Here is a 25121-nt window from a genome sequence, read left to right as displayed (position 1 = left end):
GGCAGGGGTGCGGGGGCCGAACCGGCTCAACAACCGGGGTTGTCGGACAGCTTCAGCTTCAGGAAGGCGGACCAGGCGGCGGGGGTGACGGTGAGGTGCGGTTCGGCGGGGGTCTTGGAGTCGCGGATGTGGATGGCGGCGGGGTGGGCGGCTACTTCGACGCAGGCGCCGCCCTCGTCGCCGCTGTAGCTGGACTTGCGCCAGGTGTAGGCGACTTCGATGCAATTGCCGCCTTCGTCGCCGCTGTAGCTCGACTTGAACCACCGAAGTGCGGTGCCGCTCATTGCTCTCCCAACAGACGGTCCAGCAGGTCCCTCGTGTCCTCAGGGGTAAGGGCCTGTGACCGCAGCATCGCACACTTCTGTGTGAGGATCGCCACCTCGTGCGGGTCGGCGATCAGTTGGCTGCCGCGCTGGTTCTCCGCGTACGCGAGCCGCTGGTGTTCGGGTGTCTCCAGCAGGACGAACGACCCGTTGAGCCCCGCGTGGGTGGTGCGATCGAGTGGCAGTACCTGAAGCATGAGGCCCGGCAGTTCGGAGCATGCACGCAGATGCCGCACCTGCTCGCCCCAGACCTCCTTCCCGCCGATGGGCGCCCGCACCACCGGCTCCCAGACCACGAAGGACGTGATCGGCGGCTCCTTGCGGTGCAGGATCGCCTGCCGTTCGACACGCGTCGCCACCAACTGTGTGATCTTGTCCTCCTCGTAGACAGGCACGCGGCTGCGGAAGACGGCCTCGGCGTATGCGTCTGTCTGCAGGAGGCCCGGCACCACCTGGTTCTCGTACGACGAGATCGCGATGGCCTCGCGCTCCTGGTCCAGGAACTCCTCCGCCCACAGAGGGATGAGGTCCACCTCCGGCATCCTGCTCAGCGCGGTGGCCAACGCCCCCTTGGTTTCCAGAAGTTCGTCCAGCTGCTCGGCGAGATCCGGCTTCAGCGGCCGTCGGCCCTGCTCGATGGAGGCGATCTGCTCCTCGCTGATCACGAACCGCTCGGCCAGCGCCTTCTGCGTGTATCCGGCCGCCTCCCGGTAGAGGGCGAGCAGCGCGCCCACCATCTTCATCGCCGAGGCGTTCCTGCGTGACTTCGACCGTGACCGTGTCGTGTTGCTCATGCGGTCCAACTCCCCACCCGCGCCCGTACCTTCACCGCGGCACAGCCGTACAAGCCACTTGTACGGCCGCACGCACTGTTCCATCATGGCCACGGAGTGTGACTCTCGTCACGTGAATGCAGAATTCCCCCACGCTTCCCCGCGCGAACGCTTCTACCGGCGCGAACGCCAGTCCGTCCCCGCCGCCCGTGCCTTCACCCGCGACGCGCTCGCCGACTGGGGCATGCGCGAACGGTCGTACGACATCGTGCTGTGCGTCAGCGAACTCGCCACCAACGCCCTCGTGCACGGCGTACCGCCCGGCCGGGGCTTCCTGCTGCGCCTGCTGCCGCTGCCGTACGACGGCGGGGTGCGTGTCGAGGTGCACGACAGCGGGGACGGTGTACCGGCCCTGCCGCAGCCGGACGGGCCGGACCAGGAGCGGGAGCCGGAGCCGGGCGAGGGTGGGCGGGGGCTGCTGCTGGTGTCGGAGTTCGCGGACAAGTGGGGGGTGGGGGAGCGGGATCCGGGGAAGGTCGTGTGGTGTGAGTTCGCGGGCCGGTGACGGGCGATGCCGGGCAGGCCGACCACCCTCACAGCAGCCTCAGTCCCTCGGGCACCGCGATCCCGAACTCCTCCGCCACCACGCGCCGCGCCTCAGCCTCGTCCGTCAGCTTGCGCTCGGTCACCGTGCCGTCGGCGCGGGTCTCGGTCAACCGGTCGCCGTCCAGCGCGAGATGACGCTCGGCGGTGGTCCGCTGGAGGTAGGGGCGGCGGGTGAACGGGGAACGCGGGCTGGTGCTGACATACCAGTTGAACACCTCCAGGTCCGTGGCGGCGAACGGCTCCAGCGTGAAGGCGTACTGACCCACCCACCCCCGCGATCGGCGGTCGTAGGCCTGCAACTCCCACAGCTCCAGCGGGCCTTCGTGCGGCAGCGGCACCAGCCGGTGCCGGCGCCCGCCGCCCTCGGACTCCTCGCCGGTCACCAGCGGCACCGGCACCAGCAGTGCACCCTCGGCACCGAAGCCGACGTCCGCGAGATACGGCCGGGACTCGCCCGGCACCGAGACCCGCAGCATCGCGTGGGTGCGCGGCCGGCTCTCGGGCGTCTCGGCACCCAGCACCACCCGCCCGGCCAGCGGTGTCACGCCGAACCCCAGCTCCTGAAGCGCCAGCCGGAGCAGGGTGTTGTGCTCGTAGCAGTAGCCGCCGCGCCGGCCGCGGATCATCTTGTCCATCAGATCGGCCGGGGCGAGCGAGGGGGCCCGGCCGGACACGGCGTCTAGGTTCTCGAAGGGCAGCGACAGCGCGTGCGCCAGATGCACACCCCGCAAGGTCTCCAGGCCGGCCCGGCGGCCACCCTGCCATCCGATGCGGTCCAGATAGGCGTCGAGGTCGAACTGTTCGAAGTCGGACATGCTTCGAACCTACGCGAGTGCGGTCCGTCCCACCGCGTCCCCCGGAGCGATCCGCGCTACTCCCGTGGCCCTACGACCTCGACCCTGACCGCGCACGACTTGAACTCCGGCATCCGGGACGTCGGGTCGAGGGCCGGGTTGGTGAGGGTGTTGGCGCGGCCCTCGCCCGGCCAGTGGAACGGCATGAAGACGGTGTCGGGGCGGATGGCCGGGGTGATACGGGCGGGGGCGGTGGCCCGGCCCCGGCGGGAGACCACGGTCACCGGGTCACCCTCGGCCGCGCCGATCCGGGCCGCGAGGCGTGGGTGCAGTTCCACGAAGGGACCGGGCGCGGCGGCGTTCAGCTCGGCGACCCGCCGTGTCTGCGCCCCCGACTGGTACTGGGACACCACCCGGCCGGTGGTCAGCAGCAGCGGATACTCGGCGTCGGGCTCCTCCGCCGTCGCCCGGTGCGTCACGGCGACGAACCGGGCACGGCCGTCCGCATGCGCGAACCGGTCGAGGAAGAGACGGGGGGTTCCGGGGTGCACCGCGGGCAGGGCAGCGTCGGCGGACACGGCGGACACGGCGGACACGGCGGACACGGCGGACACGGCGGCCTCGGCGGACACGGCGGCCTCGGCGGACACGGCGGGCGCGGTGGCCTCGGCGTCCTGGGCCGGGTCATCGGGCAGGGCGTCGAGCAGTGCGTCGAGCAGCGCGTCCTCGCCGTCGTCGGCGTCGGCCGCCGCCCCTTGACCGCCGACGGTCCCGGCGATCGCGGACCCGGTCACCGGACCGCCGGCTGCATGCGTACGGATCCCGACGTCACCCCGCGTGGATCCGGTCGTCGCACCGCCGCCCGCACCCGCGCGCCCCTCGCCGTCACCCCACACCGCCGATCCGGCTCCGTCCCCCCACCCAGCCGACCCGGCTGCGCCGTCCGCGTTCCCGGCCGGGAGGGCCGGGCACGGCCAGAAGACGCCGTTCTCCTCCGCCAGGCGGCGGTAGGTGATGCCCGAGTAGTCGGCGGGGCCGCCCGCGCTTGCCCGGCGCAGTTCCTCGAAGACCTCCTCGGGGTCCGTAGGGAAGCCCTTCTCCACTCCGAGGCGGGCCGCCAGCTCGTGCAGGACGTACAGGTCGCTGCGGACCCCGGGCGGCGGGTCGACCGCCTGGCGGCGCAGCAGGACCCTGCCCTCCAGACTGGTCGTGGTGCCCGTCTCCTCCGCCCACTGGGTGACCGGCAGCACGACGTCCGCCAGCTCAGCCGTCTCGGACAGGACGACGTCGGCCACCGCCAGGAAGTCCAGCGAACGCAGCCGTTCCTCGACATGGGCCGCGCGCGGCGCCGACACCACCGGGTTGGAGCCCATCAGCAGCAGCGCCCGTATGTCCGTGCCGAGGGCGTCGAGGAGCTCGTACGCGCTGCGCCCGGGGCCGGGGAGCGTGTCCGGGTCCACTCCCCACACGCCCGCCACATGGGCCCGCGCCGCCGGGTCGTCCAGCCTGCGATAACCGGGCAACTGGTCGGCCTTCTGCCCGTGTTCGCGCCCGCCCTGCCCGTTGCCCTGCCCGGTCAGGCACCCGTACCCGGACCGTGGGCGGCCCGCCCGGCCGGTCGCCAGGCACAGGTTGATCCACGCGCCCACCGTGTCCGTCCCCTTGGACTGCTGCTCCGGCCCGCGCGCCGTGAGCACCATCGCCGACTCCGGCTCGCAGAACATCCGTACCGCCTCCCGGAGTTGGGGAACCGACACCCCCGTGATCCGCTCCACCTGCTCCGGCCAGTGCGCCATCGCCGCGGCCCGTGCCTCCTCCCAGCCGGTGGTCCGCTCCCGGATGTACTCCTCGTCCGTCCGCCCCTCGGCCACCACCAGGTGCAACAGGCCCAGGGCGAGAGCGAGGTCCGTGCCCGGCCGGGGGGCCAGGTGCAGGTCCGCCTGCTCGGCCGTCCTCGTCCGGCGCGGGTCCACCACGATCAACGTGCCGCCGTTCGCGCGCAGTTCGGTGAAGAAACGCAGCGACGGCGGCATGGTCTCCGCGAGGTTCGACCCGACGAGGATCACGCACCCCGTCTTCGGAACGTCCTCCAGCGGGAACGGCAGCCCCCGGTCGAGACCGAAGGCCTTCGTACCCGCCGCCGCGGCCGACGACATGCAGAAACGGCCGTTGTAGTCGATCTGCGAGGTGCCGAGCACGACGCGCGCGAACTTCCCCAGTGTGTACGCCTTCTCGTTGGTGAGCCCGCCCCCGCCGAACACGCCCAGCGCGTCCGCGCCGTACTCCGCCCGTGTGCTCGCGAGCCGCTCGGCGATCCGGTCCAGCGCCGCTTCCCAGCTCGCCTCGACCAGCCGGCCGCCGGACCGGAGCAGCGGAGAGGTCAGCCGCACCGCCGGCGACAGCACCTGGGCCGCGGTGCGGCCCTTGCCGCACAGTGCGCCCCGATTGACCGGGAAGTCCGTCCGTTCGGTCACCTCGACGCCCCCCTGCGGCAGGGGCGTGACATTCATCCCGCACTGCAGGGCGCAGTACGGGCAGTGGGTGGGCGTCGAGGCGATCGTTTCCATACCGCCAGCGTGCGTCGACCGTGTTACGGCCCCGGGCCGCTCCCGGTTACACGCCCGGCACGGCGACCTCCCCGCCGGTCCGGGGGCGAGGTGAGGTCCCGGGGCCCGGTCCGTGCGCACGGCTGGTTCGGGGGGCGGGTGACACTCTCCGAGCTCAGTCCCGCGCCTGAGCCAGCGCCCTCGTGACCCCGTGTTCGCGCGGGCCCAGGAACGTCGGATCCGGATGGAACACCGCGTCCAGTACCGCCTTGCCCGCCGCGAACACCTCGCGCGTGCCGCCGTAGTACCAGGTCACGTCGTGCTTGTCGGCCACCCCGACCCCGTACGAGTCCACCCCCGCCGCCTCACACAGCGCCACCGCCCGCCGGATGTGGAAACCCTGGCTGATCAGCACGGCCCGGTCCACGCCGAAGATCTTCCTGGCCCGCACACACGAGTCCCAGGTATCGAACCCGGCGTAGTCGCTGACGATCCGCCGCTGCGGCACCCCGTGCTTCGTCAGATACGCACGCATGGCGTCGGGCTCGTCGTAGTCCTTGCGGCTGTTGTCCCCGGTGACCAGGACGACCTCGACCCGCCCCGCCCGGTACAGCTTCGCCGCCGCGTCCAGCCGGTGCGCGAGATACGGCGACGGCTCCCCGTTCCACAGCCCGGCCCCGAACACCACGGCGACCTGCGCCCGCGGGGCGTCCGCCGTCGTACGCAGCCGGTCCGCCGTGGACACGTACAGCCAGGTCACCGGCAGCAGAGCCAGCACACACCCGGCCATCACGGCCTGCACCAGCCGCCGCTGCCCCCGACGGGAGCGCGGCAGCCGCGGTCGACGGAACTTCATACGGGCCCCCCACGGATCGGCTTGTCGACCATGGAGGACGCCGGCGACCGCGATCCGGTTCGCCTCACATCGAGCATCCGTACGACGTGAAGCCATGGAAAAGGCCCGTGACCGTCCGGCAACGGCCCCGCAATCTGTCCCCGGCAGGATCCTTCCATGACGGCGTCGCACCCTCCCCGCTCCGAGCCCGACCTCCACCTCGACAGCACGGCGCACCTCATGCACAGCATCAGCAGCCGCCTCACCGGGCAGCTCCGGCTGGTCTCCCCGCCCGTCCGCCGCCGCCCGGCCCCGCCCGCGCTCGTCCTGGTGGGCCACGGCAGCCGCGACCCGCGCGCGCTGGAGACCGTACGGGCCCTGCGGGACCGCGTCCGCGAGCTGCGCCCCGGCCTGCCCGTCCACCTGGGCCACATCGAGCTGAACGAGCCCCTGCTCCCGGACGCCCTCACCGCCCTCGGTGACGCCCCCGCCGTCCTGGTCCCGCTCCTCCTCTCCCGCGGCTACCACGTCCGGCACGACATCCCCGAGATGGCCGCCGCGGCGAAGGCGAGCACCCGGGTGGCCGCCCCGCTGGGGCCGCACCCGCTCCTCGTGGAGACCCTGTACGACCGGCTGCTGGAGGCGGGCTGGCCGCCGGTGCCGGACGAGCGGACGCGCCGCACGAGCGCGGTGGTCCTCGCCGCAGCCGGCTCCCGCGACCCCGACTCGGCCACCGACACCCGCCGCACGGCCCGCCTCCTGGCCGACCGCCTGGGCGTCCCGGTCGTCCCCGCCTACGCCTCGGCGGCGACCCCGACCGTCCCGACGGCCGTACGGGCACTGGCGGCACGCGGCCGGCACCGGGTGGCGATCGCGTCGTACTTCACGGCACCGGGGCGCTTCGCGGCACAGTGCGGTGAGCAGGCCCCGTGGATCGCCTCGGCCCCGCTGGGCGCCCACCCGGCGATGGCCCGGCTGATCCTGCACAGATACGCGGAGACCTCGGCAACACGGGGGACGGAAGCCGCCTAGGGGTGCGGGGCCGTATCCGAGTGGGCTTACTGTCGAGTCATGGAAGGCAGCCCCGACGGAACCTACGACCCGGCCTCTGCGGAACGTTGGGCCCCCGAACCCGACAAACGCCCCGGCCGTACCGCCTTCCAACGCGATCGCGCCCGTATCCTCCACTCGGCCGCCCTGCGACGCCTCGCGGGCAAGACCCAGGTCGTCACGCCAGGCACCCACAGCCAGGTCTGGGACGCCAGTCCCAGAACACGGCTCACCCACTCCCTGGAGTGCGCCCAGGTCGGCCGCGAGCTGGGCGCGGCCCTCGGCTGTGACCCCGACCTGGTCGAGGCCGCCTGCCTCGCCCACGACCTGGGCCATCCGCCCTTCGGCCACAACGGCGAACAGGCCCTGAACGCCTTCGCGGACGACTGCGGCGGCTTCGAGGGCAACGCCCAGTCCCTGAGGCTCCTCACCCGCATCGAACCCAAACGGTTCACCGAAGACCGCTCCGTCGGCCTGAACCTCACCCGGGCCGCCCTCGACGCGGCCACGAAGTACCCCTGGCCCCGCGGCGCCCACCCCACCGACCCGGCGTCCCCGAAATTCGGCGTGTACGAGGACGACCGCCCGGTGTTCGACTGGATCAGAGCGCACGCCCCCGGTACCCGCACCTGCTTCGAGGCCCAGGTCATGGACTGGGCGGACGACGTGGCGTACTCGGTGCACGACGTCGAGGACGGCCTGCACGCCGGTCACGTCGACCCCAACTGTCTGCACGCCGAGCCCGAGCGGCAGGCGGTGTTCGAGGTCGCCATCGGCCGGTACGTCCCCGCCGGCACCGACCCTTCCGAACTCTCCGCCGCCCTCGACCGGCTCCAGGACGAGGAGTGGTGGCCGCACGGCTACGACGGCACCGCGGTCGCGCAGGCCCGCCTGAAGGACGCCACCAGCCAGCTCATCGGCCGGTTCTGCCTGGCCGCCGAGAGCGCCACCCGCGCCGCGTACGGCAGCGGCCGGCTCGCCCGCTACGGCGCCGAACTCGTCGTACCCCGCGAGGCCCGCATGGAGTGCGCGGTGCTCAAGGCCGTCGCGGACCGGTATGTGATGCAGCGCGCCGAGCAGGAGCGGCTGCGCGCGGACCAGCGGGTCGTCGTGGCGGAGCTCGCGGAGGTGCTGACCGCCCGCGCGCCGGACGGGCTGGATCCGCAGTTTCGGGCGCTCTTCGACGGGGCAGGCGACGACCATGCGCGCAAGCGGCTGATCGTCGACCAGATCGCCTCCCTCACCGACGCCTCGGCGCGCTCGCTGCACGCGAGACTGACGGGGCATATGTGAGAGGAACGTGACCGGCGGTGGCCTGATCGGGTCACCCCCTCTTCCCGCAGCAGGCCGCGTGCGGGACGCTCGCATGTGGCGGCACCCCTATGAGGAGGCATCAAGTGGTCGACGCGGATCAGACATTCGTCATCGTCGGAGGCGGTCTCGCCGGCGCGAAGGCGGCCGAGACGCTCCGGGCGGAGGGCTTCACCGGCCGGGTGATACTGATCAGTGACGAGCGCGACCACCCCTACGAGCGCCCGCCCCTGTCCAAGGGCTATCTCCTCGGCAAGGAGGAGCGCGACAGCGTCTTCGTGCACGAGCCCGCCTGGTATGCGCAGAACGACATCGAGCTGCACCTGGGCCAGACCGTCGACCGCATCGACCGTACGGCGAAGACGGTCCGCTTCGGCGACGACGGCACCCTCGTCCGCTACGACAAGCTGCTGCTCACCACCGGTGCCGAGCCCCGCCGCCTGGACATCCCGGGCACGGATCTGGCGGGCGTGCACCATCTGCGCCGGCTCGCGCACGCCGAGCGGCTCAAGGGTGTCCTGCAGCACCTCGGCCGGGACAACGGGCACCTCGTGATCGCGGGCGCCGGCTGGATCGGCCTGGAGGTCGCGGCGGCGGCCCGCGAGTACGGCGCCGAGGTCACGGTGATCGAGCCGGCGCCGACCCCGCTGCACGGGGTGCTCGGCCCCGAGCTGGGCAACGTCTTCGCGGAACTGCACCGCGAGCACGGCGTCCGCTTCCACTTCGGGCGGCAGCTGACCGAGATCGTCGGCCAGGACGGCATGGTCCTCGCCGCCCGCACCGACGACGGCGAGGAGCACCCCGCGCACGACGTGCTGGCGGCGATCGGCGCCGCGCCGCGGGTCGCTCTCGCGGAGGCGGCGGGGCTGGAGATCGCCGACCGGGCGGCCGGCGGCGGCATCGTCGTCGACGAACGGCTGCGCACCTCCGACCCCGACATCCATGCGGCCGGTGATGTGGCGAACTTCCCGCTCGCCCTGTTCGGCACCGCGCTGCGGGTGGAGCACTGGGCGAACGCGCTGAACGGCGGACCCGCGGCGGCCCGCGCGATGCTCGGCCGGGACGTGACGTACGACCGTGTGCCGTACTTCTTCACCGACCAGTACGACCTGGGCATGGAGTACAGCGGCTGGGCGCCGCCCGGCTCGTACGACGAGGTGGTGATCCGGGGCGATGCCGGGAAGCGGGAGTTCATCGCGTTCTGGGTGACGGAGGGACGCGTGCTGGCCGGGATGAACGTGAACGTGTGGGATGTCACAGAGCAGATCCAGGGGCTCATCCGTTCCCGGGCCCAGGTGAACATCGAGGCACTCTCCGACCCCCACGTACCCCTCGACAGTCTCACCTCCTGACTCCTTCACGCACCGGCACTGTCACCGCACCCCCGTAGAATCACCTCGTGGCAGGACGGATCAACGACGAGGACGTGAAGGCGGTACGGGACGCGGTCCCGATCGACGCCGTGGTCTCCGAGTACCTCCAGCTGCGCAACGCGGGCGGCGGCAACCTGAAGGGCCTGTGCCCGTTCCACGACGAGAAGTCACCGTCCTTCCAGGTCAGCCCGAGCAAGGGACTCTTCCACTGCTTCGGCTGCCAGGAGGGCGGCGACACCATCACCTTCGTGATGAAGGTGGACCACCTCTCCTTCTCGGAGGCGGTCGAGCGGCTCGCCGCCCAGGCCGGCATCACCCTGCGCTACGAGGAGGGCGGATACAACCCGGCCCACCAGCGCGGCGAGCGCATCCGCCTGGTCGAGGCGCACAAGATCGCCGCGCAGTGGTACGCCGAGCAGCTCGCCACCAGCCCCGAGGCCGAGACCGGCCGGATCTTCCTCGCCGAGCGCGGCTTCGACCAGGCCGCCGCCGTCCACTTCGGCGTCGGTTACAGCCCCCAGGGCTGGGACCACCTCACCCGCTATCTGCGCGGCAAGGGCTTCACCGACAAGGAGCTGATCCTCTCCGGCCTGTCCCAGGAGGGCCGCCGGGGCCCCATCGACCGCTTCCGGGGCCGCCTCATGTGGCCGATCCGGGACATCGGCGGCGAGGTCGTCGGCTTCGGCGCCCGCAAGCTGTACGAGGCGGACAACGGCCCGAAGTACCTGAACACCCCCGACACGGCGATCTACCGGAAGAGCCAGGTGCTGTACGGCATCGACCTGGCGAAGAAGGACATCGCGAAGGCCAGCCGGGCGGTCGTGGTCGAGGGGTACACGGACGTCATGGCCTGCCACCTCGCCGGTGTGACGACCGCGATCGCCACCTGCGGTACGGCCTTCGGCGGCGAGCACATCAAGATCCTCCGCCGCCTCCTCATGGACAACGGCTCGGCCCGCGTGATCTTCACCTTCGACGGCGACGCGGCCGGGCAGAAGGCCGCCCTGCGCGCCTTCGAGGACGATCAGAAGTTCGCCGCCGAGACGTACATCGCGATCGCGCCGGACGGCATGGACCCGTGCGAGCTGCGCCTCGCGAAGGGCGACGAGGCGGTGACGGACCTGGTCGAACCCCGCACCCCGCTCTTCGAGTTCGCGCTCCGCCAGATCGTGGGCCGCTACGACCTGGACACCCCGGCAGGCCGTGCCGCCGCCCTGGACGAGGCGGCGCCGATCGTGGCCCGCATCAAGAACAGCGGCGCCCAGCACGAGGTCGCCGTGGAACTGGCCGGGATGCTCGGCATCCTCGACACCCAGTTCGTGGTCCGGCGCGTGGCCCAGCTGGCCCGCTGGGCGAGGGACCGCGGCGGAAAGGCCCCGCAGCAGGACCGCCCCCGCGGCCCGGAGCAGCAGTGGGCGGCGCCCGCGGGCCGTCCGGTGAGCGGCGGCCCGGCACTGACCCTGCGCAACCCCGTCTACGCCGCCGAGCGCGAACTGCTCAAACTCGCCCTGCAGCGTCCCGAGCTGGTCTCCCCGGCCTTCGACGCCTACGGCGTGGACGAGTTCACCGCGCCGCCCTACGCGGCCGTACGCCAGGCGGTCGCGGAGGCGGGCGGCGCCGAGTTCGGCGTCACGGACCCGCAGGAATACCTCGTCCGCGTCCGCGAGGCGGCCCCGGACGACACGGTCCGCGCGATGGTCACCGAGCTGGCCGTCGAGCCGATCCTGCGCCGCACGGTCGACGAGACCTACGCCGGCACGGTCCTCGTGCAGATCCGCCGCCGCGCCGTCGAGCGCCGCATCCGCGACATCCAGTCCCAGATGACCCGCCTCTCCACCGGCGGCGACCCCGCCCAGCTGGCCTCGGTCCAGAACGAGATGTGGATCCTCCAGAAGTACGACCAGGCGTTGCGGGAGCGGGGGGCGGAGGCGCTGTAGGGGCGCCTCCGCGGGCTCAGGCCTCGGGGGAGCGTGAGTCCGTGATGCCCATGTGGCGCACGATCGCGTCGACCGACGTCGTCAGGCGATCCAGCTTCTTGCCGTGCTCGTCCAGCTTCTTGCCGTGCTCGTCCAGCTTCTCGGTGTGCTTGTCCTGCACTCTCGCCAGCTCGATCTGGCCGGTGAGAAGGACCCCCACGGTCGTGCCCAGTTCCCTGAGCGTCTTGCTGTGCTCGATCTGTGTCGTGCGCAGAGCCTGGAGCAGCTGCATGTCCGCCCTCCGCTGCTCCTGAAGGGCGGCCACGTCACGGTCGGAGTTCACGGCGAGGTGCCTGGTGGCGGCCTGCTGCTCCACAACCTCGTCCACCCGCGCCTCCAGCGCCTCCAGACGCCGCCGCAGCTCTTCCATCTCGCTCATACCTTCCATCCTGCCCCAAGTCCACACGGCCCAGTGGCCCGCAGTTGCCAATCGCATAGTCCAACGAACTGAGTAACCGACCGGTCACGGAACGGACGCAAAAAGTCACCGCACGCCCCTCGTGGCGGGGATGCGTCGTCCCCCACACTGGGGGCGGTGCCCGAGTCCTCGGAGCGCAGGCCGTCGACTCTCCACTCCCGAAGTACCGCTGCCGCACACCTTCAGCAGCGATCATCCTGGAGGTCGCCCCCGTGCAGACCCAGACCCTCACCCAGACCGACAGCGCCACCAGCGCCACCAGCACCACCGCGGACGAGCCGGACGCGGAGACGGACGTCCTCGTGGCCGTACCCCCGCAGGGCCGCGCCGCCCTGCACCCCGAGTCGGTGCCCGCCGAACCGGCGGAACCGCCGGCGGAAGCGCTCACGGACGAGCCCGAGGAGGCCGGCGAACCGCTGGAGGCCACCGAGCCCGTCGAGACACGGGTCTCGGCCCGGGCCGACACCGGCGGCCCCTCGGCCGACCTGTTCCGCCAGTACCTGCGCGAGATCGGCCGTATCCCGCTGCTCACCGCCGCCGAGGAGGTCGAACTCGCCCGCCGGGTCGAGGCCGGCCTGTTCGCCGAGGAGAGGCTGAGCAACACCCCGGACTCGGACAGCCAGTTGGCCTTCGACCTGGACCGGCTGGTCGTCATGGGCCGCATGGCCAAGCGCCGCCTCATCGAGGCCAACCTGCGGCTCGTCGTCTCCGTCGCCAAGCGGTACGTCGGCCGCGGCCTGACCATGCTCGACCTGGTCCAGGAGGGAAACCTCGGGCTGATCCGGGCCGTCGAGAAGTTCGACTACGCCCGGGGCTACAAGTTCTCGACGTACGCCACCTGGTGGATCCGCCAGGCCATGTCCCGGGCCCTGGCCGACCAGGCCCGCACCATCCGCGTCCCGGTCCACGTGGTCGAGCTGATCAACCGGGTCGTCCGTGTCCAGCGCCGCATGCTGCAGGAGCGGGGCTACGAGCCGACCCCCGAAGAGGTCGCCGCCCACCTCGAACTGCCGCCCGAGCGGGTCTCCGAGGTCCTGCGCCTCGCCCAGGAACCGGTCTCCCTGCACGCCCCGGTCGGCGAGGAGGAGGACGTGGCCCTCGGCGACCTGATCGAGGACGGCGACGCCGCCAGCCCCGTCGAGTCGGCGGCCTTCCTCCTGCTCCGCGAGCACCTGGAGGCGGTCCTGTCCACGCTGGGGGAGCGCGAGCGCAAGGTCGTCCAGCTCCGCTACGGCCTCATCGACGGCCGCCCCCGCACGCTGGAGGAGATAGGCCGGCTGTTCGGGGTGACGAGGGAGCGGATACGGCAGATCGAGTCCAAGACCCTCAACAAGCTCCGGGACCACGCCTTCGCGGACCAGCTGAGGGGTTACCTGGACTGAACGGGGGCCGCCCGCCGGCGGCCCCCTCGTGGCTAGTCCACCTCGGCCACCGCCTGCGCGAACTGGGCCTTGTACAGCCGCGCATAGGCACCGTCGGCCGCCAACAGCTCCGTGTGCGCGCCCTGTTCCACGATCGCCCCGTTCTCCATCACCAGGATCGTGTCCGCGTCCCGGATCGTCGACAGCCGGTGCGCGATCACGAACGACGTCCGCCCCGCCGCCAGCTTCGCCATCGCCTTCTGGATCAGCACCTCGGTCCGGGTGTCGACCGAACTCGTCGCCTCGTCCAGCACGAGAATCGTCGGGTCGGACAGGAACGCCCGCGCGATGGTGATGAGCTGCTTCTCACCCGCGCTGACCCCCGTGCCCTCGTCGTCGATCACGGTGTCGTACCCGTCGGGCAGCGTCCGGATGAACCGGTCGGCGAGCGCGGCCCGCGCGGCCTCCTCGATCTCCCCGCGGGTGACCTCCCTGGACGCCCCGTACGCGATGTTCTCCGCGATGGTGCCGCCGAACAGCCAGGTGTCCTGGAGCACCATCCCGATGCCGGCGCGGAGTTCGTCGCGGGACATGCGCCGGATGTCCACGCCGTCCAGGGTGATCCGGCCGCCCGACACGTCGTAGAACCGCATCAGCAGATTGACCAGGGTCGTCTTGCCGGCACCCGTCGGGCCGACGATCGCCACCGTGTGACCGGGCTCCGCCGTGAGCGAGAGGTCCTCGATCAGCGGCTTCTCCGGGTCGTAGCGGAAGGACACGTGCTCCAGGCGCACCCGCCCGCGCAGCTCCTCCGGCCGCTCGCCCGGCACCGGATCCGCCTCCTGCTCCTCCGCGTCCAGGAGTTCGAAGATCCGCTCGGCCGAGGCGACACCGGACTGCACCAGGTTCGCCATCGACGCGACCTGCGTCAGCGGCATCGAGAACTGCCGCGAGTACTGGATGAAGGCCTGGACGTCACCGATGGAGAGAGCGCCGGAGGCCACCCGCAGGCCGCCCACGACCGCCACCAGCACATAGTTCAGGTTCGACACGAACATCATCAGCGGCTGCATCACACCGCTGTTGAACTGCGCCTTGAACGCGGCCTCGTACAGCGCCTCGTTCTGCTCGGCGAACTGCTGCGCCGACTCCTCCTGCCGGCCGAACACCTTCACCAGGGTGTGCCCGGTGTACATCTCCTCGACGTGCGCGTTCAGCTTGCCGGTGGAGCGCCACTGCTGCACGAAGTGCGGCTGCGACCGCTTGCCGACCCGGGTGGCCACGACGAACGACAGCGGCACCGTGACCAGCGCGACCAGCGCGAGGATCCAGGAGACGTAGAACATCATCGCGAGCACGCCGATGATGGTCAGCAGCGAGTTGATCAGCTGGCCCATCGACTGCTGGAGCGTCTGCCCGATGTTGTCGATGTCGTTGGTGGCCCGGGAGAGCACCTCGCCGCGCTGGCGCTTGTCGAAGTACGACAGCGGCAGCCGGGACAGCTTCGTCTGCACGGACTCGCGCATCCGGTACATCGTGCGGTTCACGGCCCGGTTGACCAGCCGCGTCGCCACCGCCATCAGCAGGCCGGCGACCAGGAACGTACAGAGCGCGAGCAGCAGGACGTTCCCGACGGCACCGAAGTCGATGCCCTGGCCGGGGGTGAAGTCGGTGCTCTGCAGCATGTCCGCGATCCGGCCCTGGCCGTGGGCCCGCATCTGGTCGAGGACCTGTTCCTTGGTGGCCCCGGCCGGCATCCGGCGGCCGATGATGCCGGCGAAGACCAGGTCGGTGGCCTTGCCGAGGATCTTCGGGCCGATGACGTTCAGGGTCACGCTGACGACCACGCACAGCAGCAGGCCGTAGATCGTGAACCGCTCCGGTCTGAACTGGGAGACGAGCCGTTTGCCCGACCCCTTGAAGTCCATCGAGCGCTGGTCGGGGCCGCCGCCGGCCATCATGCGTCCCATGGGACCGGCCATCAGGCAGCCTCCGCTTCCGTCAGCTGGGAGAGCACGATCTCCCGGTAGGTCTCGTTGGCCGCCATCAGCTCCCGGTGCCGGCCGGAGCCGACGACCCGGCCCTCGTCCAGCACGATGATCCGGTCGGCGTCCCGGATGGTCGCCACCCGCTGGGCGACGATGACGACGGTCGCCTCGGCGGTCTCGCGGGAGAGCGCGGTGCGCAGGGCCGCGTCGGTGGCGTAGTCGAGCGCGGAGAAGGAGTCGTCGAAGAGGTAGATCTCCGGGCGCTGGACGAGCGTACGGGCGATGGCGAGCCGCTGCCGCTGACCACCCGAGACGTTGGTGCCTCCCTGTGCGATCGGCGCGTTCAGGCCACCCTCCAGTTTCTGCACGAAGTCCTTGGCCTGCGCGACCTCCAGCGCGTGCCACAGCTCCTCGTCGGTGGCGTCCGGATTGCCGTAGCGCAGGTTGGTGGCGACCGTGCCCGCGAACAGATAGGGCTTCTGCGGCACCAGGCCGACCGTCTTCGCCAGCAGCACCGGGTCGACCTCACGGACGTTCACGCCGTCGACCAGGACCTCACCCTCGGTGGCGTCGAACAGCCGCGGGACCAGTCCGAGCAGCGTGGACTTGCCGCTGCCGGTGGAGCCGATCACGGCGGTCGTCTCACCCGGCCGGGCCACCAGGTCGACGGCCTTCAGCACCGGCTCCTCGGCACCCGGATAGCGGAAGCCCGCGCCCCGGATCTCCAGATGGCCGTGCCGGCGCAGCACGGTGACCGCAGCGGTGGGCGGCACCACGCTGGAGTCGGTCCCGAGAACCTCCTGGATGCGCTCGGCGCACACCTCCGCGCGCGGCACCATCATGAACATGAAGGTGGCCATCATCACGGACATGACGATCTGCATCAGATAGGCGAGGAACGCGGTCAGGTCGCCGATCTGCATTCCGCCGCCGGCGATGCGGTGCGCGCCGAACCACACCACGGCGATCGACGACAGGTTCACCACCGTCATGACCATCGGGAACATCAGCGCGAGCATCCGGCCGGTGGCCAGTTGCATCTCGGTCAGATCGCCGTTGGCCTTTCCGAACCGCTCCTGCTCGTACTGGTCCCGCACGAAGGCGCGGATCACCCGGTTGCCGGTGATCTGCTCACGCAGCACCCGGTTCACGGTGTCCAGACGGACCTGCATCGACCGGAACAGCGGCCGCAGCCGGCGCACGATGAGCGTCACGCAGATCGCCAGCACCGGCACGACGGCGACGAGCACGCCGGACAGCGGCACATCCAGGCCGAGGGCCAGTACGATCCCGCCGACGCACATGATGGGCGCCGACACCATCAGCGTGAACGTCATCAGGGCCAGCATCTGGACCTGCTGTACGTCGTTCGTCGTACGCGTGATGAGCGAGGGCGCCCCGAAGTGACCCACCTCACGGGGGGAGAAGGACTGGACCCGGTCGAAGACGGCACCACGCACGTCCCGGCCGAGTGCGGCGGCGGTCCGGGCGCCGTAGTACACGGCACCGATGTTGCACACGACCTGCGCCAGCGAGATGCCGATCATCAGGGCGCCGAAGGACAGGATGTAACCCGTGTCGCCCTTCACGACACCCTTGTCGATGATGTCCGCGTTCAGGGTGGGCAGGTAGAGGGTGGCGCAGGTCTGCAGGAACTGCAGCAGCACCAGGACGGCTATGGGTTTCTTGTAGGGCCTGAGATAGGTCCGCAGAAGTCGTATGAGCACGCTGGGTCTCTCGGAGTCGGCGGGTGGGGCTGGTCGGTTGCCCTTGGCCCCTATCGTCGAACACTCCACCCGTGTTACCTCAACCGATTAACCCAACAGCGGTCCAAGGAACGGCCGGGGCTCAGCCATTGGCCCTACGCCTCACGTACGAAACGCCCCCGCACGGGTCACGCGTGAAACGCCCCCGGATGGGTCTGTTCCCGCACCGCCGTGAACTGCTGCCGCACCGCCTGCCCCACGGCCAGCTCGTCCCCCGGCTCCAGGACCTGCGCCGCCGCACCCTGCCAGGCCGGCGGGGTACGCGGATCGAGTGTGCCCTGCGACACACCGAGCGCCCAGGCCGCCTGCCGGGCCGCGCCGATCGCCGCGTAGTCCGCGGGCTGCGGTACGACGACCTGCGCGCCGAACAGCGAGGGCGCCGAGGCCTGTACGGCGGGCAGTTCGGCGGCCGGGCCGAGCAGGAAGATCCGCCGCACGTCCACGCCCCGCCCGCGCAGCACGTCCAGCGCGTCGCCGAGCCCGCACAGCATGCCCTCGAACGCGGCCCGCGCCAGATGCTCGGGCTTCATCGACTCCCTCCTGAGCCCCGCGAGCGTCCCGGCGGTGTGCGGCAGATGGGGCGTCCGCTCACCCTCCAGGTAGGGCAGCAGCACCAGCCCATGAGCCCCCGGCGTGGACTTCGCCGCCAGCTCGGACAGGCTCTCCAGGTCCGCCAGACCGAGGAGTTCGGCGGTGCCGCGCAGGGTCCGTACGGCGTTCAGGGTGGTCACGACCGGCAGATGCATGCCGGTGGCGTCGGCGAGGGAGGTGATCATCCCGGACTGGTCGGCGAGCGCTTCCGGGTGCACGGCCATCACGGACCCGGAGGCACCGAGCGACACGACGGCATCCCCCAGCCCGATCCCGAGCCCGAACGCGGCGGCCATGGTCTCCCCGGTGCCGGCGGAGATCAGCAGCCCCTCCGGGGTCGTACCGGCCGCGTCGGACGGGCCGATCACCTCGGGCAGCATCACCTGATGGCCCAGCGCCAGCTCCACCAGGTCCGGCCGGTAGGCGCCGGTCGCGGCGGACCAGTACCCGGTCCCGGAAGCGCCACCGCGATCAGTGGTCCTTCTCACCGGCCGCCCGAGCAACTGCCACACCAGCCAGTCGTGCGCCTGCAGCAGTACGGCCGTCCGGCGGGCGTTCTCGGGCTCGTTCCTCGCGAGCCAGCGCAGCTTGGTGACCGGCCGGGCGGCCTGCGGCACAGAGCCGACCGCCTGCGCCCAGGCCTCCCGGCCGCCGAGCGCGTCGACGAGATCCGCCGCCGCGACCTGCGCCCGCTTGTCGCCGCCGACCAGTGCCGGGCGCACGGTGTTGCCCTGGGCGTCCAGCGGGACCACGGCGTTCTGCTGGGCCGATACGCCGATGGCCTGCACGCCCTCCAGGAGGCCGCCCCCCGCGGCCTCGCCGAGGGAGAGCAGCCAGGCCTGCGGGTCGACGTCGCTGGGCCGCCCCTCCACCGGGTGCGGGGCATACCCCTGCCGTAGTACGGCACCGGTGTCCGTGTCGCACACCACGATGCGCGTGAAATCCGGTGAGCTGTCCAAGCCGGCGACTATCCCCATGCGGAGAATATTGCAGCATTCCCGCGCCTGCTACGGCCGAGGGCGCCTAGGTGTTGCTCGTGCCCCAGTCGTCCTCGGGCGTGGCGTTCACATTCCGCTCCCGCAGGGACCGCACCCGCTGGGCCACCGTTTCGGGAATCCGGTCGCCGACCTTGTGGCCGACCGTGTGGAAGGCCTTGCCGGCGTACTGGCGGCCCTGCTGGGCGGCGGTCTCGGCCGTGCTGCGCACGGCGGGGTTCTGCGCGATCCGCTGAGCGGACTTCTTCAGCTGCTCGTAGCGCTCGCGTCCGGCCCTCGTGCCGAGTACGTAACCGAGGGCCAGTCCGGCGACGAACGTGAGCCGGTAGCGCATGGCTGCCACCCTTCCCTTGCCTGGGTCTGCTGGTGCGACGTGGGCGCCGGGGGAACCGATTGGCGGAGCACCCCCCTGCTTGCGCTAATGTATGTGTCGCAGCGAGCGCCCGCCCCCTGGCGAATACCCAGGTAGGTACGTTCGATGCAATCGAGGCGATCCTCCGTAGCTCAATTGGCAGAGCAGCCGGCTGTTAACCGGCAGGTTACTGGTTCGAGTCCAGTCGGGGGAGCTTCGGTCCTCCGTAGCTCAATTGGCAGAGCAGCCGGCTGTTAACCGGCAGGTTACTGGTTCGAGTCCAGTCGGGGGAGCGCAGTGAACGAGGACCCCATGGGGGTCCTTTTTCATGCCCGCGGGAACCGCCGCGCTCGCGCCGATGTCCTCAAGGTCATGATCAGCGCAGAAGCCGACCATCCGAAGCAGGAGATCGTATGAGCGGCTATGCTGCGGCAGACGGCGCGCACACTTGTACGCGACACGCCGCTATGGGGCGGTAGCTCAGCCGGTTAGAGCAGCGGACTCATAATCCGTCGGCCGTGGGTTCGAGTCCCACCCGCCCCACCAGGCGCTACCCGCGCAGAAGCGTTTCTATCTGCGGAAACGTGCGGACGGGGGCCGCCACGCCAGCGTGGCGGCCCCCGCTTCACTCGCTCAGACCAAGATCCAGGGATCCTACAGGGGCCCGGAGGCCTTCTCGGACGCGGAGGTCGAGACATGGCGGATGGTCGCCATGGGAGCGACGACGAAGGACTACGCCGAGCGCGCCCGCATCGGCCGTGACGAAGCCCTGCGACGTGTCAAGAGAAGTCGCCGGACTTCAGGGTGCGGTCGGCCGTCAGCATCACGTTGGCGGGCTTGATCTCCCGGTGGATCACCCCTGGGGCTGCGGAGCTTGGGGTGTGCCTGCCTGGGCGGGCCGCAGCGGAGCGCCGGCCGGCTTGTCGGAGAGAGCGACGGGCCTGGCGAGGGTCCAGTCGGTGTCGGAGGCGCGGACGATCCGGCGGATGTTCTGTTCGCCCATCAGGGACGTTCTGCACCGGACCGTGAAGAACAGCAAGAGCCGGTACTGATTTCGCCGCGGCCCCGGTGTTGGGCGTGGGCGTCCGCGCTGGTCGGCGCTCGCGGTTGAGGTACTCACCTTGGAGCAGGCTCGTGTGGGCCAGCTCCCGTTCGCGATCGCCGAAAGCCGATGCAGTCGCTTACCTACGCGGTGTGCGCGCCCGGGGCGCAGCTGGGCATTCCCCCGCCACAGCCGCCCCAGCGTGGGGGGTCATGCAGCGATGCCGGACACGAGGGACGCCGAAGCGAGCAGGAGAACGCCCGAGGCGGAGGCCACCGCAGCGATCGGATCCCTGGCCCGCAGGTGCGTCAGCACGGCGCCGGACATCAGCGCGCACAGTCCCGCGCCGGCCGCGATGCCCAGCGGCCGGACCGCCAGCCCCCCAAGCAGCCCCAAGCCGCCCGCGGCCTCCAGCACGCCGATCGCCTGCCAGCGTGAGGGCGACATGCCGAAGTGGTCGCGGTACTGCAGGGAGCGGGGCAGCCCGTAGATCTTGATCCCCCCGGTGAAGACGAATATCGGGCCGAGGGCTACGGCCAGGATGATGCGCAAGACGTCCACAGGTCACCTTTCGAGCAGTGGGGGAGTCGCGGATGGGATACTGCTGGGGCGATGACCGATCCCACGACAACGACCGGCCCCCTTCCGACGATGCGCGATGACCAGCGAGAGGCCTCCCGGCGCAAACTGATCGACGCGGCACTGGGGATCCTCGCCGAGGAGGGCTACCGCGGCCTCACAGTGAAGAAGGTCGGTGATCGCGCCGGGGTCAGCCGGGGCATGGTCAACTACCACTTCGAGTCCAAGGCGGGGCTCGTCGAGGCGGTCATCAACGACATCCGCGAGGTCTTTGTCGACCGTCTCCGGGCACTCCCCGGATACGACCGGATGACCGGGCTCGAGGCCGTGCTGGCCAAGCTGGAGCAGTACTTCTCACGTCTGGCCGAGCCGGGCCCCAGTATCCGGGCACGCGCGCTGCTGGTGCTGCTCGTCGAGGCGGTCGGCAGCCCGGGGGACACCGCCAAGGGGCCCCTGGGCGGCCAACTCGACTTGGTCCGCACCGGTGTGGAGGACGACATCCGACGTGGCGTCGCCGACGGCAGCATCCGCCCCGACCTGGACCCCCGCGCGCAGGCATTCCTCCTGGAGAGCATGGCGCGCGGCGTGCTGCTCCAGTACCAGCTGGACCCCTCTCGCGCCCGCTTGGAGGAAATCGGCCGCGCGGCCCACGACATGGTGCTGCTGGCACTCATTGCGGACCGGAGGACCGGCTGACCTCGGCGGCCGAGGTCGTCTGCGGGAGTCGGCCCGAGCACCGGTCGGACAGCCGCCGAACCGAGGTCAGACCGCACTCAGGCCGCCGTCCACCACCAGCTGCTGGCCCGTGATGTAGGAGGCGCGGTCGGAGAGCAGGAAGGTGACCGCCTCCGCCACCTCCCACGCGGTGCCCTGCCGGCCGAGTGGAATCCGGGCGAAGGACGCGGCCCTGGAAGGGCGTGCGGCTGATGCCTGACGGCCCATCGGAGTGTCGATCAGGCCAGGTACGACCACGTTGGCGCGGATGGACCGGGTCGCGCCTTCCTTGGCGACGTGCCGGGTCAGACCCATCAGACCTGCCTTGGAACTGTCGTACGCGGGCGATCCGGTGGAGGCGCGCAGTCCGGCAACGGATCCGATGAAGACGATCGCGCCGCCGCCGCTCATCGTCGGCAGGCCGTACTTTGCGGCCAGGAAAGGCGCGCGCAGATTGAGCGAGAGGACGCGGTCCCAGTCCTCGGGCGAGGAGCCGGCCAGGCCAACGCCGAGCCCGATGCCTGCGTTCACCACCAGCGCGTCCAGACCGCCGAGCTCGCGGGCGGCCTCGGCGACCAACGCGGCGGTCTGTTCGGGATCGGTGGCATCAGCCACCAGGGCGACCTCCGGGGAGCCCTCGGCGGTGACAAGCCGGGCGGTCGCTGCGGCCGCCTCGGGGGCGATGTCGGCGCAGGCCACACTCGCTCCCTCACGGGCGGCAAGGACGGATATCGCCCGCCCGTTGCCGACGGGTGCTTGCGGATCCCCGTCCGGACGGGTGCCCGCGCCGATCACCAGGAGCTTACGGCCGGCCAGACGGCGCGCCTCCTTCTTTGGTCCCCGCTGCTCATCCATCGGCGCGCGCCGCCTTCCCGGTACCCGTCCGGTCGAAGCCCGGCTCCAGCTGCACGCCGGTGGAGTTCAGGAAGAACGCCAGCATGTGGTACTGACCGATGAGCATGGTGATCTCTATCAGCTCGGCCTCCTCGTAGTGGGACGCGAGAGCTTCCCAGGTCACGGTCGAAATCCGGGCGTCGCTGTGCAACTGGTCCGCAGCCCGGAGCAGATGCCTGTCGAGGTCCGTCCATCCGGCGGCCTCCGGGCCCTGGGGGATACGCCGGACGTCCGCGGTCGTGACGCCGGCGGCCTCGGCCAACGGCAGATGACGTCCCCACTCGTAAGCGGCCCCGGTGTTGTGCGCGGTGCGCAGGATCAGTAGCTCCCTGATCCTTCCCGGCAGCAGCCCGCCGCGGAGCAGATGCCCGCCGAACGGCATGAACCGCTCATAGAGGTTCGGGTGGCGGGCCAACGTGGTGAAGATGTTGGGCACCCCGCCTCCCGGGTCCCGTGGAGCGGCGGTCAGAAGCCCGCGCAACCGCGCGTCCCAGCGATTCTCCGGCAGCGGCGCAATGCGGGGGAGGCGGTTGCGGGATGCGTCAGGTATCTCGGTCGTGGCGTCGTCCATACGCTCACAGTAGAAACTGGCTGAACGTTTAGCAAGTAAGTATTTTGTGCTCCGGGGGCCCGGCAGGGATCCTGATGGCGCAGGAACTCGCCCTGATTCCCGGCCACATGGGCTGCGGGAGGATGATCCCCGCATGAGCCGGCTCCTCGACGCTCGGCGGTGCCGTACCCGCCCGCCGGTCCCCGTGCAGCGGCGATCTCCGGCTGCGCGGCTCCGGCGTACAGCGCGGCGTAGGCCCACGTGATCACCGGGGCGACTCATGGCGCCCTTGTGTATACGGCCTTCTGTATCAATATGCATGATCTAGTGTGCCCGGAGGTGCCCTCCGACGCGCTGTCCCGGCCTCGTTACACTGCGGAACGTTCGACTCAGGGCGCAGGCGACGGGAACGGGGGCTGCCGTTCGAGGGGGAGGGACGTGCGACGACATGCCGGGCCGCTGCCGATCCTTCACAGAGTTCTGGCAGGAGGCTCTCGAACGCCGTCCTGGTTTGCCGATAGGCTCGGACCACATTGCAACCGGCCGGCGGGCGTCGCGGACGTGGCGCAGGGCAACATGACCGCGCGCTTGGAGGACACCCTGCCCGCCGCACTCCCCGTCTTACCCGGGACACCCCTGGTGCGGGCGTGCCCCACGTCCGGCCGTACCCCGCTCTCCCCGTCGGCCGTGCCCGTCCCTCGCAGGCGGGCTGTAGGTGCGCGCGATTTCCGGCGTTCCCGGCCTTTGGTCTGTCATGTCCGCATCCAGGCGGGTGTCCTTCGGGTGGCCGGCGGCCACGGAAGTCCGCTTCGCGGGCCGCAGCGCCGCCCCGCCTGGCGGGGGCCGCCACTGCCGTCGACCTCCATCACTGACCGGTTCGCGGCTCGGACACACTGCAGAGGACTTGATGACCGATCTGATACTGGCCGTCGGTGCCGTGGTCGCGGTGGCGGCCGCAGGGACCGCAGGGCACTTCCACCGTGCCTGCCGACGCGAGCGAGGCAGGGCCGACCAACTCCAGGGCCATGCCGAACAGCTCACCCGGCAACTGCGCGCCGTGGAGTACGCGATGGGGCAGCTGGCCTCGGACGTGCTGCCCGCGGTCGCCGCTCCCGGCCCTGGCGGACATCGCGGTGCCGACCTCGCCCTTCCCCCGCCGCTGACCCACACCCCACTCGCCGAACGGCTCCGCGACGTCGCCGGGCAGGCGGTCGCCACCGTGGTGCGGGTGCGGGAGACCGCGCAGGCCGCGGCCGACCACCGGGTCGCCGAGATCCGGTCCGCGGCGGACCACGAGATCGCCGACGCGCGCCGGGAGTCGCGGGATGCGACGCGTGCGGCCGTGCGCAGCTTCGCGTCCAACGTGGTGGCACGGGCGTCGCGGCTGAGCCGGGAGATCAGCCAGGGAGTGCGTTCCCACCAGGACGACGAGGCGTACGCCACGCTGGTGCACATCGACCACATCGCGCAGCAGATGCTGCTCACCGCACAGGGCTACGCGGTACTGGCCGGCGACAGACTCTCCAGGCGCTGGCCGCAGACCTCCCTCACCGATGTGATCCGCGCGGCGATGGGCCGCATCGAGGGCTACCAGCGGGTGGAGCACCAGGAGTTGGACACCGTCGCGGTGCAGAGCCGCGCGGTCGAGGCCGTCGTACACGCCCTGGCGGTGCTGCTGGACAACGCCCTGCGCTATTCCCCGCCGACCGCGCGGGTGCACGTCTCGGTGGAGGAAGGCCATCACGCCTGCTTCCTGACCGTGGACGACGCCGGACTGCGGATGGACGACGAGCGGCTGCTGTGGGCCAGCGACATCATGTCCGGCAAGGACCGCGACGACATCACCCAGCTCGGCGCGCATCCGCAGACGGGCCTCAGGGTCGCCTCGCTGCTCGCCGAGAACTACGGCTTCCGGGTCGAGCTGAGCGCGCCGAACATCTACCAGGGCACCCGGGCCGTGCTGGTGCTGCCGAAGAACCTCCTGGTGTTCTCCACCGCCGGCCCGCCCGCCACCACCACACCCGCGTCCACCGCCACACCCGCGCCCACCGCCACGCCCGCGGCCGTGCCGGCGTCCCGGGAATCCGCCGCCCCGGCGGCTGCCGCGACCACCGCTAGCGGACTCACCGTCCGTCAACGCCGGGCCGGGACGCGCAGCGCGCCCGTGCCCGTGCCCGACACGCCGCCCGTGCCGGGCCGGCCGAGCGTAGCCGCCGCCTGGGCGGCCGGCAGTCGCCTGGGGCGCCAGACCGACGACAACACCGGACTCACCGAAGGACACTGA

The 25121-nt window shown here is 71.2% G+C and carries 21 protein-coding genes, 3 tRNA genes and 1 pseudogene; 11 read left to right on the top strand and 14 right to left on the bottom strand.

Annotated features, from left to right (window positions below; all coding sequences use genetic code 11):
• Positions 1–26: 26 nt before the first annotated feature.
• A complete protein-coding gene (locus tag ABZ624_RS30950; RefSeq protein WP_360096224.1) occupies positions 27–284 on the bottom strand; it encodes a DUF397 domain-containing protein in 258 nt (85 codons plus the stop codon).
• Positions 281–1117: a helix-turn-helix transcriptional regulator gene (locus ABZ624_RS30945; protein WP_360096221.1), complete on the bottom strand. Its 837-nt coding sequence runs from the start codon at positions 1115–1117 to the stop codon at positions 281–283. The genes ABZ624_RS30950 and ABZ624_RS30945 overlap by 4 nt, the downstream gene beginning before the upstream one ends.
• A gap of 85 nt (positions 1118–1202) precedes the next feature.
• On the opposite strand from ABZ624_RS30945, the gene ABZ624_RS30940 reads away from it, so the two are divergent.
• Positions 1203–1661: an ATP-binding protein gene (locus ABZ624_RS30940; protein WP_360096218.1), complete on the top strand. Its 459-nt coding sequence runs from the start codon at positions 1203–1205 to the stop codon at positions 1659–1661.
• A gap of 28 nt (positions 1662–1689) precedes the next feature.
• Here the strand turns inward: ABZ624_RS30940 and ABZ624_RS30935 are convergent, their stop codons facing one another.
• From ABZ624_RS30935 to ABZ624_RS30925, 3 genes are all read right to left on the bottom strand, one after another.
• Positions 1690–2517: an arylamine N-acetyltransferase gene (locus ABZ624_RS30935; RefSeq protein ID WP_360096215.1), complete on the bottom strand. Its 828-nt coding sequence runs from the start codon at positions 2515–2517 to the stop codon at positions 1690–1692.
• 56 nt (positions 2518–2573) lie between these two features.
• The gene (locus ABZ624_RS30930) at positions 2574–5063 is read right to left on the bottom strand and encodes a molybdopterin oxidoreductase family protein (protein WP_360096212.1); all 2490 of its coding nucleotides are present in this window, start codon (positions 5061–5063) and stop codon (positions 2574–2576) included.
• 154 nt (positions 5064–5217) lie between these two features.
• Complete coding sequence (locus tag ABZ624_RS30925; RefSeq protein ID WP_360096209.1) at positions 5218–5898, bottom strand: ElyC/SanA/YdcF family protein; 681 nt, start codon at positions 5896–5898, stop codon at positions 5218–5220.
• A gap of 156 nt (positions 5899–6054) precedes the next feature.
• Between ABZ624_RS30925 and ABZ624_RS30920 the strand changes: the two genes are divergently transcribed.
• The 4 genes from ABZ624_RS30920 to dnaG all read left to right on the top strand — a co-directional run bounded on the left by ABZ624_RS30920 (position 6055) and on the right by dnaG (position 11548).
• Positions 6055–6909, top strand: coding sequence for a sirohydrochlorin chelatase (locus tag ABZ624_RS30920; protein WP_360096206.1), 855 nt, complete (start codon positions 6055–6057; stop codon positions 6907–6909).
• 39 nt (positions 6910–6948) lie between these two features.
• On the top strand, positions 6949–8220 hold the full coding sequence (locus ABZ624_RS30915) for a deoxyguanosinetriphosphate triphosphohydrolase (protein ID WP_360096203.1): 1272 nt from the start codon (positions 6949–6951) through the stop codon (positions 8218–8220).
• A 104-nt stretch (positions 8221–8324) separates the two neighbouring features.
• A complete protein-coding gene (locus ABZ624_RS30910) occupies positions 8325–9590 on the top strand; it encodes an FAD-dependent oxidoreductase (protein WP_360096200.1) in 1266 nt (421 codons plus the stop codon).
• 47 nt (positions 9591–9637) lie between these two features.
• Positions 9638–11548 (top strand): DNA primase, encoded by a 1911-nt coding sequence (gene dnaG, locus ABZ624_RS30905; protein ID WP_360096197.1) that lies wholly within the window; start codon positions 9638–9640, stop codon positions 11546–11548.
• Between the two features lie 16 nt (positions 11549–11564).
• Here the strand turns inward: dnaG and ABZ624_RS30900 are convergent, their stop codons facing one another.
• On the bottom strand, positions 11565–11966 hold the full coding sequence (locus ABZ624_RS30900) for a hypothetical protein (RefSeq protein WP_360096194.1): 402 nt from the start codon (positions 11964–11966) through the stop codon (positions 11565–11567).
• A gap of 130 nt (positions 11967–12096) precedes the next feature.
• On the opposite strand from ABZ624_RS30900, the pseudogene ABZ624_RS30895 reads away from it, so the two are divergent.
• Positions 12097–13387 (top strand): annotated as a pseudogene (locus ABZ624_RS30895) (RNA polymerase sigma factor).
• 32 nt (positions 13388–13419) lie between these two features.
• On the opposite strand, the gene ABZ624_RS30890 reads toward ABZ624_RS30895, so the two are convergent.
• From ABZ624_RS30890 to ABZ624_RS30875, 4 genes are all read right to left on the bottom strand, one after another.
• Entirely contained in the window at positions 13420–15348 is a 1929-nt protein-coding gene (locus tag ABZ624_RS30890; RefSeq protein ID WP_360096191.1) for an ABC transporter ATP-binding protein, read from the bottom strand.
• Positions 15348–17081, bottom strand: coding sequence for an ABC transporter ATP-binding protein (locus ABZ624_RS30885; protein WP_360096188.1), 1734 nt, complete (start codon positions 17079–17081; stop codon positions 15348–15350). The genes ABZ624_RS30890 and ABZ624_RS30885 overlap by 1 nt, the downstream gene beginning before the upstream one ends.
• A gap of 167 nt (positions 17082–17248) precedes the next feature.
• Positions 17249–18688, bottom strand: coding sequence for an FGGY family carbohydrate kinase (locus ABZ624_RS30880; RefSeq protein ID WP_360096185.1), 1440 nt, complete (start codon positions 18686–18688; stop codon positions 17249–17251).
• Between the two features lie 46 nt (positions 18689–18734).
• The gene (locus tag ABZ624_RS30875; RefSeq protein ID WP_360096182.1) at positions 18735–19040 is read right to left on the bottom strand and encodes a YtxH domain-containing protein; all 306 of its coding nucleotides are present in this window, start codon (positions 19038–19040) and stop codon (positions 18735–18737) included.
• Between the two features lie 159 nt (positions 19041–19199).
• On the opposite strand from ABZ624_RS30875, the gene ABZ624_RS30870 reads away from it, so the two are divergent.
• The 3 genes from ABZ624_RS30870 to ABZ624_RS30860 all read left to right on the top strand — a co-directional run bounded on the left by ABZ624_RS30870 (position 19200) and on the right by ABZ624_RS30860 (position 19604).
• Positions 19200–19272: transfer RNA gene (locus tag ABZ624_RS30870), tRNA-Asn, on the top strand.
• A gap of 6 nt (positions 19273–19278) precedes the next feature.
• A tRNA-Asn gene (locus ABZ624_RS30865) sits at positions 19279–19351 on the top strand.
• Between the two features lie 176 nt (positions 19352–19527).
• Positions 19528–19604 (top strand) — tRNA-Ile (locus tag ABZ624_RS30860).
• 307 nt (positions 19605–19911) lie between these two features.
• Here ABZ624_RS30860 and ABZ624_RS30855 read toward each other — a convergent pair.
• Positions 19912–20061 (bottom strand): hypothetical protein, encoded by a 150-nt coding sequence (locus tag ABZ624_RS30855; protein ID WP_360096179.1) that lies wholly within the window; start codon positions 20059–20061, stop codon positions 19912–19914.
• Between the two features lie 249 nt (positions 20062–20310).
• Positions 20311–20661 carry a DoxX family protein gene (locus ABZ624_RS30850; protein WP_360096176.1) on the bottom strand — a complete coding sequence of 117 codons (351 nt, stop codon included), beginning with the start codon at positions 20659–20661 and terminating at the stop codon, positions 20311–20313.
• 90 nt (positions 20662–20751) lie between these two features.
• Between ABZ624_RS30850 and ABZ624_RS30845 the strand changes: the two genes are divergently transcribed.
• The gene (locus tag ABZ624_RS30845) at positions 20752–21375 is read left to right on the top strand and encodes a TetR/AcrR family transcriptional regulator (RefSeq protein ID WP_360096173.1); all 624 of its coding nucleotides are present in this window, start codon (positions 20752–20754) and stop codon (positions 21373–21375) included.
• 66 nt (positions 21376–21441) lie between these two features.
• Here ABZ624_RS30845 and ABZ624_RS30840 read toward each other — a convergent pair whose 3' ends face one another.
• Both ABZ624_RS30840 and ABZ624_RS30835 read right to left on the bottom strand, forming a co-directional pair.
• Entirely contained in the window at positions 21442–22248 is an 807-nt protein-coding gene (locus ABZ624_RS30840) for an SDR family oxidoreductase (RefSeq protein ID WP_360096170.1), read from the bottom strand.
• Entirely contained in the window at positions 22241–22858 is a 618-nt protein-coding gene (locus tag ABZ624_RS30835; RefSeq protein WP_360096167.1) for a carboxymuconolactone decarboxylase family protein, read from the bottom strand. Before ABZ624_RS30835 ends, ABZ624_RS30840 begins: the two co-directional genes overlap by 8 nt.
• A gap of 886 nt (positions 22859–23744) precedes the next feature.
• Between ABZ624_RS30835 and ABZ624_RS30830 the strand changes: the two genes are divergently transcribed.
• Entirely contained in the window at positions 23745–25121 is a 1377-nt protein-coding gene (locus ABZ624_RS30830; protein ID WP_360096164.1) for an ATP-binding protein, read from the top strand.

Origin of the sequence: Streptomyces sp. NPDC007205, from assembly GCF_040634095.1 — a bacterium.
In the GTDB taxonomy this organism is placed as follows: domain Bacteria; phylum Actinomycetota; class Actinomycetes; order Streptomycetales; family Streptomycetaceae; genus Streptomyces.
Note: the sequence above shows the minus strand (reverse complement) of the source record. Positions and strands in the feature narration are given on the sequence as shown.

Excerpts from the sequence above, each read along its gene's own strand:
- ABZ624_RS30950 (WP_360096224.1), bottom strand. The coding sequence starts at position 284 with ATGAGCGGCACCGCACTTCGGTGGTTCAAGTCGAGCTACAGCGGCGAC.
- ABZ624_RS30945 (WP_360096221.1), bottom strand. The coding sequence starts at position 1,117 with ATGAGCAACACGACACGGTCACGGTCGAAGTCACGCAGGAACGCCTCG.
- ABZ624_RS30940 (WP_360096218.1), top strand. The coding sequence starts at position 1,203 with ATGGCCACGGAGTGTGACTCTCGTCACGTGAATGCAGAATTCCCCCAC.
- ABZ624_RS30935 (WP_360096215.1), bottom strand. The coding sequence starts at position 2,517 with ATGTCCGACTTCGAACAGTTCGACCTCGACGCCTATCTGGACCGCATC.
- ABZ624_RS30930 (WP_360096212.1), bottom strand. The coding sequence starts at position 5,063 with ATGGAAACGATCGCCTCGACGCCCACCCACTGCCCGTACTGCGCCCTG.
- ABZ624_RS30925 (WP_360096209.1), bottom strand. The coding sequence starts at position 5,898 with ATGAAGTTCCGTCGACCGCGGCTGCCGCGCTCCCGTCGGGGGCAGCGG.
- ABZ624_RS30920 (WP_360096206.1), top strand. The coding sequence starts at position 6,055 with ATGACGGCGTCGCACCCTCCCCGCTCCGAGCCCGACCTCCACCTCGAC.
- ABZ624_RS30915 (WP_360096203.1), top strand. The coding sequence starts at position 6,949 with ATGGAAGGCAGCCCCGACGGAACCTACGACCCGGCCTCTGCGGAACGT.
- ABZ624_RS30900 (WP_360096194.1), bottom strand. The coding sequence starts at position 11,966 with ATGAGCGAGATGGAAGAGCTGCGGCGGCGTCTGGAGGCGCTGGAGGCG.
- ABZ624_RS30890 (WP_360096191.1), bottom strand. The coding sequence starts at position 15,348 with ATGGCCGGTCCCATGGGACGCATGATGGCCGGCGGCGGCCCCGACCAG.
- ABZ624_RS30880 (WP_360096185.1), bottom strand. The coding sequence starts at position 18,688 with ATGGGGATAGTCGCCGGCTTGGACAGCTCACCGGATTTCACGCGCATC.
- ABZ624_RS30875 (WP_360096182.1), bottom strand. The coding sequence starts at position 19,040 with ATGCGCTACCGGCTCACGTTCGTCGCCGGACTGGCCCTCGGTTACGTA.
- ABZ624_RS30855 (WP_360096179.1), bottom strand. The coding sequence starts at position 20,061 with ATGGGCGAACAGAACATCCGCCGGATCGTCCGCGCCTCCGACACCGAC.
- ABZ624_RS30845 (WP_360096173.1), top strand. The coding sequence starts at position 20,752 with ATGCGCGATGACCAGCGAGAGGCCTCCCGGCGCAAACTGATCGACGCG.
- ABZ624_RS30840 (WP_360096170.1), bottom strand. The coding sequence starts at position 22,248 with ATGGATGAGCAGCGGGGACCAAAGAAGGAGGCGCGCCGTCTGGCCGGC.
- ABZ624_RS30835 (WP_360096167.1), bottom strand. The coding sequence starts at position 22,858 with ATGGACGACGCCACGACCGAGATACCTGACGCATCCCGCAACCGCCTC.
- ABZ624_RS30830 (WP_360096164.1), top strand. The coding sequence starts at position 23,745 with ATGACCGATCTGATACTGGCCGTCGGTGCCGTGGTCGCGGTGGCGGCC.